This is a genomic window from Roseibium sp. LAB1 (genome assembly GCF_054658235.1).
Window position 1 is genome coordinate 79,592 of sequence record NZ_BAAGIB010000009.1, and the last position, 9,443, is coordinate 89,034.

The 9,443-nt window shown below is 59.5% G+C and carries 9 protein-coding genes; 7 read left to right on the forward strand and 2 right to left on the reverse strand.

Translation table 11 applies throughout. The features are described from left to right. Positions 1-3 precede the first annotated feature (3 nt). Positions 4-1,305 (reverse strand): TRAP transporter large permease, encoded by a 1,302-nt coding sequence (locus ACYQ54_RS27630; RefSeq protein WP_460088195.1) that lies wholly within the window; start codon positions 1,303-1,305, stop codon positions 4-6. Positions 1,306-1,330: 25 nt separating this feature from the next. Then, positions 1,331-1,855 (reverse strand): TRAP transporter small permease, encoded by a 525-nt coding sequence (locus tag ACYQ54_RS27635; RefSeq protein ID WP_460088196.1) that lies wholly within the window; start codon positions 1,853-1,855, stop codon positions 1,331-1,333. A 247-nt stretch (positions 1,856-2,102) separates the two neighbouring features. Between ACYQ54_RS27635 and ACYQ54_RS27640 the strand changes: the two genes are divergently transcribed. The 7 genes from ACYQ54_RS27640 (at position 2,103) to ACYQ54_RS27670 (ending at position 9,277) form a co-directional block, all read left to right on the forward strand. Continuing rightward, positions 2,103-3,083, forward strand: a complete 981-nt coding sequence (locus ACYQ54_RS27640; protein WP_460088199.1) for a TRAP transporter substrate-binding protein — start codon at positions 2,103-2,105, stop codon at positions 3,081-3,083. Between the two features lie 40 nt (positions 3,084-3,123). Continuing rightward, entirely contained in the window at positions 3,124-4,944 is a 1,821-nt protein-coding gene (locus ACYQ54_RS27645; RefSeq protein WP_460088201.1) for a glycoside hydrolase family 2 protein, read from the forward strand. Then, entirely contained in the window at positions 4,941-5,681 is a 741-nt protein-coding gene (locus tag ACYQ54_RS27650) for an FCD domain-containing protein (protein WP_460088204.1), read from the forward strand. Before ACYQ54_RS27645 ends, ACYQ54_RS27650 begins: the two co-directional genes overlap by 4 nt. An 81-nt stretch (positions 5,682-5,762) precedes the next feature. Then, a complete protein-coding gene (uxuA, locus tag ACYQ54_RS27655; RefSeq protein ID WP_460088206.1) occupies positions 5,763-6,944 on the forward strand; it encodes a mannonate dehydratase in 1,182 nt (393 codons plus the stop codon). Between the two features lie 117 nt (positions 6,945-7,061). Then, positions 7,062-7,460: a dihydroneopterin aldolase gene (locus ACYQ54_RS27660; protein ID WP_460088209.1), complete on the forward strand. Its 399-nt coding sequence runs from the start codon at positions 7,062-7,064 to the stop codon at positions 7,458-7,460. 101 nt (positions 7,461-7,561) lie between these two features. Then, positions 7,562-8,446, forward strand: coding sequence for a dihydropteroate synthase (locus ACYQ54_RS27665; protein WP_460088212.1), 885 nt, complete (start codon positions 7,562-7,564; stop codon positions 8,444-8,446). A 75-nt stretch (positions 8,447-8,521) separates the two neighbouring features. After that, a complete protein-coding gene (locus ACYQ54_RS27670) occupies positions 8,522-9,277 on the forward strand; it encodes an SDR family oxidoreductase (protein WP_460088214.1) in 756 nt (251 codons plus the stop codon). Positions 9,278-9,443 lie beyond the last annotated feature (166 nt).

Sequence of the window (9,443 nt, forward strand, 5' to 3'; positions counted from 1 at the left end):
ATCCTAGTAGCCGAGGAGGAGACGCGGCAGGAACAGGCTGAGGGCAGGTACGTAAGTGACCAGTAGCAGGAGAGCGACCAGCACCACATAGAAGCCGAGCATGGGTTTGAGAACCTGGCCGATCTTCACGCCGCCGACCGAACAGCCGACAAAGAGAGCCGACCCCACCGGCGGTGTGCAGATGCCGATACACAGGTTGAAGGTCATGACGACACCGAAATGCACCGGATCCATACCAAGATCCGTAACAACCGGCAGGAAGATCGGCGTAAAGATCAGCAATGCCGGGGTCATGTCCATGAAGGTGCCGACCACCAGCAGCGCCAGATTGATGATCAGGAGCAGCACGAGGGGGTTTTCGGAAAGGCTCAGCAGCGTGTCGGAGATCGAATAAGGAATATCCGCAAAGGCCATCGCCTTCGACATGGCGATGGAGCAGCCGATCATCAGCAGCACGATCGATGTGGTGACGGCGCTTTCCAGGATGATGCCCGGCAGCTCGCGCGGTGAAATTTCCCTGTACCAGATCACGCCCAGGAAGAGCGTATAGACCACGGCGACGGCAGAGGCTTCGGTCGCGGTAAAGATGCCCCCGATGATGCCGCCCATGACGATCACGATCAGGCCGAGCGGCAGCATGGCGTCCAGGGTCTTGGCGATCACCTCCTGGCCGGTCGGCCGTTCGGCGACCGGGTATCCTCTGCGCTTGGCGATGATGCCGGCCACGACCATCAGGCTGAGCCCCATCAGGATACCGGGAATGTATCCGGCAACGAAGAGCGCGGCGATGGAGGTGCCGTTGGTGATCAGCGAATAGACGATGAAGGTTGCACTTGGGGGGATCAGAAGACCCGTCGGGCAGGAGGCGATGTTGACCGCCGCGCTGAAGGCCGGGTCGTAGCCTTCCTTCTTCTGCAGCGGAGACATGACTCCGCCGACGGCTGCGGCCGAGGCGACGGCAGACCCGGAGATGGAGCCGAACATCATGTTAGCGATGACGTTGCAATGCGCCAGCGAGCCAGGCAGGCGGCCGGCCAGCACCTTGGCGAATTCGATCAGCCGCAGGGCAATGCCGCCCCGGTTCATGATGTTGCCTGCCAGGATGAAGAACGGGATCGCCAGCAGTGTGAAGCTGTCGAGGCCGGAGGCAACCTGCTGAGCGACGATATAGACCGACTGGTCGAACGACATGAACAGCAGGAAGGTGGCAAATGCCGCAAGACCGATGGCGAAGGCAATCGGCACGCCCAGGATCATCAGAAAGGCGAATGTCCCAAACAGGACGAGGACAGATTGGATATCCATGAAATTTCTCGTTCCCGGTCAGGTGTCAGTCCAAGGGGCCGCCGATGCTGGCAGTGTCGCCCTGATCGTTTGGCCCGCGGCCGCTGCGAAAGACGTCACCCAGAAAGGTCAGGCAGTAGTAGAGAATGCAGATCCCAGAGAAGGGTATTGCGACGTAAACAAGGCCCATGGGCAGTCGCAGCGCTGGCGAAACCTGCTGGGTTTCCAGTGTGCGGCTGACCAGATCGAGGCCGCCGTACACCATCACGACCCCGGCAAAGAGCGCGATGGCGGCGATGATGCCGCAATTGACCAGAAGCCGCAGGACACCGGTGGTGATCACCGGCAGCAGGTCGATGGCAAGGTGCCGGCGCTGGCCGAACGTGTAGGCCCCGCCCAGCAGTGCAACCCAGATGAACAGGAAACGGGCCATTTCGTCGGTCACCGTGCTCGGACTTTGCAGCACGTAGCGCGAGACGACCTGCCAGACGACGCAGGCGACCAGGACGGCGAAGGCGATGGTGATGACGAGACGCAGGACCATGTCCACGCCTCTGGTGATGACTGTCACGATATTCCTCCCGCGCAGGCCTCTTTGGTGCCGCGACAACAGGCGCGGCGTGGGCTCCGACACCTTAAGACATGCGTCAGGAAATTAAATTGGTCAACCAATTTTCCAAAAAAGGTTGACTGATTTTGAAAATTGGACGAACAATTCTGCATCCGCGGCGGTCTGGCCTTGCAAGTCCCGCGGCCAACCGATCCGTTCCGCAATGGAACGCAAGTCCTGCGGCCAAGGCTGCAATTGGGAGGAAATCATGTCGAAATTCGTTAAGCTGGCGGCTGTTCTGGCCGCGGGCGTCGTCGCCCTTGGGTCTGCTGCCAGTGCCAAGACACTGCGCCTGAACCACAACAATCCGGAAGACCATCCGCTGCACAAGTCGATGCAGTTCATGGCCGACCGCGTTGAGGAACTGACAGACGGCGATCTGAAAATCCGCATCTACGCCAATGCACAGCTGGGCACGCAGCGCGAATCCATGGAACTGATGCAAAACGGTTCCCTGGACATGGCTCGCTCCAACGCTTCCGAGCTGGAAGCCTTTGAGGAGTCCTACGGCGCGCTGAACCTGCCTTATATCTTCGTCAGCGCGGATCACTACTATGATGTCCTGACAAGCGATATCGGCGCGGACATTCTGGCCTCGTCCGAAGACAAGGGCTTCATCGGCCTTGCCTATTACATCGAAGGCGCACGCTCCTTCTATGCCAACAAGCCGATCCATTCCCCGGCCGACCTGAAAGGCATGAAGATCCGCGTTCAGCCGAGCCCGTCCGCCATTCGCATGGTCGAGCTGCTCGGTGCCAACCCGACCCCGATTGCCTGGGGTGAGCTTTACAGTGCCTTGCAGCAGGGTGTTGTCGATGGTGCGGAAAACAACCCGATCGCCCTGACCTCCGCCCGCCACGGCGAAGTGTCCAAGTTCTACTCCGATGACGGTCACACCATGATCCCGTCAGTCGTGATGATTTCCACCAGCTCCTGGAACGATCTGACCGACGAGCAGAAGGAAGCCATGCGCACAGCAGCACGTGAATCCATGGATTTCCACCGCAAACAGTGGGATGCCATGAGCGCGGAAGCCGTCGAGACCGCCAAGAACGAGCTCGGCGTGGAATTCATCGAAGTGGAAAAGGGTCCGTTCATCGAGGCCGTTCTGCCGATGCATGAAGAAGCGGCGGCAAAGTCTCCGGTCGTTGCCGATCTGATCAAGCGCATCAAGGCAACAGCGCAATAACAACTGCCGATATTTGAAAGTCCTGCCGGAGACCTGACCGATGCTCGAACGTTCCCATCTCGCCGACAACGCCTTGCAGGCGCTGCATGACGAAGACTACGACGTGCCTTTCAACACGCAGTCTTTGAACCATGATGGCCTGATCTTCATGGGCGGGCGGGCATCGGAAAGCCTCGACGGCGACTGGACCTTCTGTGTCGATCTTCTCGACACCGGCCTCCGGCAGAAATGGTTCGCCATGTTGCCGGAGGCACCTGAAGACCGCACCGAGCCCTGGGACTATGATCCATATATGGGTGAAACGGTGCCGGTGCCTTCCAACTGGGCGATGGTGAAGGAGAAGTGGTACTTCTTCGAAGGCAGCGCCTGGTACACACGGCCTCTCGACATTGAGACCGTCGATACCTCCAAGCGCCAGTTCCTGAGGTTCGGTGCAGCAAGCTACGACTGCAAGATCTTTGTGAACGGCGAATTCCTGGGCAACCACTACGGCGCATCGACGCCCTTCTGCGTCGAACTTACGGGCAGACTGAAAACCGGCCGCAACTGGATCATGGCTTGCGTCAACAACACCCGCACACGCGACCGTGTACCGATGCGCAATACCGACTGGTTCAATTACGGTGGGATCTACCGGGAGGTTTCCTTTTTCGAAACGCCCAGGACACTGATCAAGGACTTTTTTGTCTACCTGGTGCCGGATGGCACTTATTCCACCCTGAGGGCCGAGGTGACGGTGGACGGAGCACCTGCCGGTGCTGCAACCCTGTCCATTCCCGGGCTCGGCGTCCAGCAAGACATCGCGCTGGATGCGGACGGAAAGGGAACGCTCGACATTGCGGCCCGGCCGCAGCTCTGGAGCCCGGAAGCTCCGGTTCTTTATGATGTCAACCTCGCCTGCGGCGAAGATCGTGTGAGCGACCGGATCGGCTTTCGCCAGATCGAGCGACGGGGCACGGACATCCTGCTCAACGGGCAGCCCGTTTTCCTGCGCGGGATTTCCGTGCACGAGGACGATGCGACCCTCGGCAAGGTCACGAATGAAGACGACCTGCGCCGCCGCTTTGCCCATGCGCGCGAACTTGGCTGCAATTACCTGCGCCTGGCGCATTATCCCCATCATGAGCAGGCCGCGCAGATCGCGGATGAACTCGGCTTTTTGCTGTGGGAGGAAATTCCGGTCTATTGGGCGATCGATTTCGCCAATCCGGCGACCTACCGTGATGCTGAAAACCAGTTGTCGGAACTGATCAAGCGGGACCGCAACCGGGCAAGCGTTGTCATCTGGTCTGTCGGCAACGAAAACCCGGACACGGATGCCCGCCTGACCTTCATGAAAGGCCTTGCGGAAACCTGCAAGCGCCTCGACCCCACACGGCTGACATCCGCAGCCTGCCTGGTCAATCACGCGCGCAACCGTATCGAGGACAGGCTGGCGGCCCATATCGATATCATCGGTCTCAACGAATATTACGGCTGGTACGAAGAGAATTTCGACGACCTTGCCGCGATCGGCGAGAATTCCGATCCGGACCGGCCGGTGGTGATCTCGGAAACCGGAGCCGACGGGGTTATCGGTGAGAAAGGCCCCAAATCAGGCCTCTTCAGCGAAGACTATATGGCCGAAGTCTATACAAGGCAGATCGCAACTCTGCGCGAGCTTGGCTATATCAAAGGCATGTCGCCGTGGATACTTTACGATTTTCGTGTCGAACGGCGCCAAAACATCTTTCAGAACGGCTATAATCACAAGGGGCTGATTGCCGCCGACAAGAAAACCAAGAAAAAAGCATTCCATATCCTGGCCGACTATTATCGCGAGATTTCCGACGCCGGGGAGGAAGCAAGGAAAGCCTCATGACCAGCGATGCAGGAAAGCGCCGGTACCAGGAAATTGCCGAACTTCTCGCAAGGCGTATCGAGGAGCAGGGCTACAAGCCCGGCGACAAGTTTCCGACCGAGCGGCAGATTTCCGTGGAACTCGGGATCAGCCGATCGCTGGTGCGCGAGGCTTTCATCGTTCTGGAGATCGAAGGCTATCTGGATGTGCGCAAGGGCTCCGGCAGCTATGTGGCCGCCGGTGAGAAGATTTCGCTTCACATTCCAAAAGCCGATTACGGTCCCTTCGAGCTCCTGCAGGCCCGCCAGCTTCTGGAAAGCAGCATCGCGGGCTTTGCCGCCACCACGATAACCAAAAACGATATCATCCATTTGCGTGAGACACTGGATCTGGAGCGCCGGGCGATCGAGAACGGCGAAGAAGATTACACCGCTGATCGGCAGTTTCACCAGCTGATCGCCGAAGCGACCCAGAACAGCGTTCTGGTCGACCAGGTGGAAGACCTTTGGAACAAGCGCGAAAACAGTTCCATGTGGGCTCGGTTGCACGATCGTATCTTCGATCTCAGTTACAGGGCGAAATGGCTGGACGACCACGCTGAAATTCTGGAGGCGTTGCGCCACCGCAATTCGGACAAGGCGCGCCAGGCCATGTGGCAGCACCTGGAAAATGTTCGCTTGACCCTGCTTGAGCTTTCCGACGTCGGCGATCCGGAATTCGACGGTTACCTTTATACGCCGGCTCAGGCCGCGCCGTGATCGCCGCCGTCTGAGGTGTGCCGACAATAGTTCCCCAAACGCAAAACGCTGCAGCGATAACAACAAGAAAGACTTCAGTCGATGATCGAGAGCTGGCGCTGGTTCGGACCGCAGGACCCCATCTCCCTGAGAGATATCCGCCAGACAGGCGCGAGCGGCATCGTGACCGCCCTGCATGACATTCCGAACGGCACTTTCTGGCCGGAAGAGGAAATCGCTTTGCGCCGACAGATGATCGAGGCGGCCGGGCTGGAATGGGTGGTTACCGAGAGCATTCCCGTGCATGAGGACATCAAGACCGGCGCTCCCGGATGGGAAAAATGGGCGGTAAACTGGTCCGAGACTGTGCGGGCGCTGGCGCGCCAGGGCATCAGGACCATCTGCTACAATTTCATGCCTGTGCTGGACTGGACCCGGACGGATCTCGATTTCGAACTTCAGGACGGGGCAACGGCGCTGCGCTTTGAGTTTGTGGCCTATGCCGCGTTCGACCTGTTCATCCTGCAACGCGAGGGAGCGGAAGCCGATTATGACGAGGCGGACATTGCGCGTGCCGAAGAGCGGTTTGCCCGCATGTCCGCCGAGGAACGGAACCGGCTGACCGCCAACATCATTGCAGGGCTTCCCGGTTCGGAAGAAAGCTACACGCTGGAGACGTTCCGCGACCGTCTGGCTTCCTATCGCGATATCGGCCGGGAAGAACTTTTCCGCAATCTTCAGACCTTTCTTGAGATCGTCGTTCCCGCAGCTGAAGAAGAAGGTGCCATGTTGGCCATCCATCCGGATGATCCGCCGCGGTCACTCTTCGGCTTGCCGCGGATCGTCGGCTCACTTGGCGATCTGAACCGGATTGCCGGCATGAACCCGTCGATGGCAAACGGCTTTACCGTCTGCTCCGGCTCGCTTGGTGTAAGCGCGGACAACAATATTCCCGAAATCATCGATGCATTGGGCGAACGCATTCATTTTGCCCATCTGAGGGCAACGAAGCGCGAGCAGGATCCGCGCAGTTTCCACGAAGATGCGCATCTTGAGGGCGATGTCGACATGGTCGCCATCATTCGTGCCCTGCGGCGTGTCGAACGGCAGGTTGGCAAGGTGATCCCAATGCGGCCCGACCATGGGCATCGCATATTGAGCGATCTCGGCGGAACGTCGACACCCGGATATCCGGCGATTGGCCGCTTGCGCGGATTGGCGGAACTGCGCGGCGTCACCCTTGCCGTCGATGTTCTGGAGGCTGCCGGCGCGGCGGCGGAATAGACCTTTCGGGCAATGCGGCAGGCTTGACCGGACGAGGCATCCGGTTACATCCATCTGCTGAGACACTTCACGGCGATCGTGATGATGCCGGTCATGCCTGGAACTCCGGAGACCCGAATGGAAACGAATGGCGATACCCTTGTCGAGGACGGGCGTGATGTCATCCTCATCGAAGGACTGAAAGTCGCGGCGCAGATCGGCATTCTGGACAGCGAGAAAAACCGGACGCAAACCGTCTGCTTCGATATCGAGATGCAGACCGTGGCCGGCTATCGCCGGATCGTGCGCGAAACCGGTGCATTCGTTTCCTATGCCGACGCGGTCGAGTTCATCCTGGAGAAGGCCGCCTCCGGCGAGCATATCGATCTTGTCGAGGACTGGGCCGAATCTGTCGCGGAATTTGCCCTGACGAATGAGCTGGTCGAAGAGGTGAGTGTGAAGGTCACCAAACCGGACATCTTTGATGAAGCGGCGGGGGTCGGCATTCGCGTCAAGCGACGTCGGCCAGCCGGTTGACCTTGCCGTCCTGCCGCTTTTCCCTATCTGCCCTGAAACTTGCCTGATCCCGCCCGGTCCTGATCCGGGCAAGAGGTTCGACACCGGGAGCCCTGCCTCACATGATATCCGCCGACCGCCTGCTGCCGCTCTGGCTCAAGTATCGCGATGCCCTCGAAGCACCGATCCGAACCTTCGAATTTGAAAAGTTTGGCCGGCGGTTCGAGGACCGCACCTATCAGATGGGCGTCCTGAACCTGTCACCGGACAGCACCTATCGCGAAACGGTCTGCCATACCTTCGAAGCGGCGCTTTATCGTGGTCGGCGCATGACGCTGGAGGGGGCGGCGATGGTCGACATCGGCGCGGAGTCGACCGGCGAGACCGCAGACATCGTCGCGGCCGAGCGGCAGATCGACCGCATGCGCCCGGTCGTAAAGGCTCTTGCCGACGAAGGCATTCTTGTTTCCGTTGAAACCTATCATCCGGAAGTGGGCGTCGCCCTGCTGGAGGCCGGGGCGGGCGTGGTCAATCTGACGGGACGCGTTGACGACCCGGCCTTCTACGAGGCGATCGCCAAACATCAGGCAGGTATCGTGTTGTGCTATACGCCGGGCAAGAATGCCCGTTCCGCCGATTACCTGCCGCCGGCCGAAGATATTTTCGACCATCAGCTGACATTCTTCCGCGAGCGAGTCCATTTGGCGACGGAAGCCGGAATCGAGCGGCTGTGGGTCGATCCCGGTTTCGGCTTTGCGCTGCATTTGCCGGACGGTCCGGACCGGATACGCTATCAGACCGACAGCATTCTTCAGTCCTTCCGCCTGCGCGAGCTCGGCTGGCCAGTGACGGTTCAGTTGACAGGTGCGGTCTATCTCTTCCGGGATGAGGTGCGGGTGGCGCAAACCAGCGCAGCCACACTTGCCGTCATGTCGAGGGCCAATCTGGTGCGCAGCCATGAAGTGCCGCGCGTGCAGCCGGTCTTGAACCTGCAGGATTTCGCCTGAAGACCTGCCCGGCCTTTTCAGCACAACTTGCACAAGGGCGGATAGAGACAACTCGAGCCTTCCGGAGGAATGCAAATGGCAAACGACAGGATCGCCCTGGTGACAGGCGCCGGAAAGCGATTGGGCAAGGCAATCGCCAGAGGTCTGGCGAACCGGGGTTACGCCATGGGCCTCCATTACAACTCCTCCGCTGATGGCGCGCAGGACCTTCACGACGAGATTGTCTCGGAAGGCGGCAGGGCGGCGCTGTTGCAAAAAGACCTGAGCCGGCCCGGAACAGCGGGCGAACTGATCGGGGAGGCCGCCACTGCTCTCGGAGGGCCGGTCAGCGTGCTGGTCAATTCCGCATCGGCCTTCAACACCGACAGCTTGTCAGACCTGACCATGGATACATGGCAGTTCCTGATGAACGTCAATGCGGCTGCGCCTGTGTTCCTGATGCAGGCCTTTGCCAATCAGGAGCCCTTGCCGGAGGGTGGGGCGATCGTGAACATGCTCGATACTCAGATGCAATCGGCGTCGCCGGAACGGTTCAGCTATTTCTGCGGCAAGTTCGCTCTCGACGGTGCCACCCGGCTGGCGGCGTTCGATCTGGGGCCTAAGGGCATCCGCGTGAATGCGGTTGCTCCGGGCCTGATCCTGCCGAGTGACCAGACCCAGGAAAACTTTGACTCCCGGCAGAATTTGACGCCGCTTGGTGCGGGGCTTGGTCCGGACGATGTGGTCGACGCCGTGATCTATCTGGCAGAGGCCAAACAGGTGACCGGACATACTCTGGTGGTGGATGCGGGACAGCGACTGATGGGCTTCGGAAATGCGCCAATCGGGTGAAACTGAGGAAAACCGGGCCTTTTCATGGTTAGTGAATGGTTAATATCCACTGCCTGGAAAGGGGGACGAATTTTCTTTCAAAAAAAATCAAAACGGTTGTTGACGGGGTGAGTTGGTCTGCGTATAACCCGGTTCATCGACGGCGGCAACGTCGCTGGCGACAGGG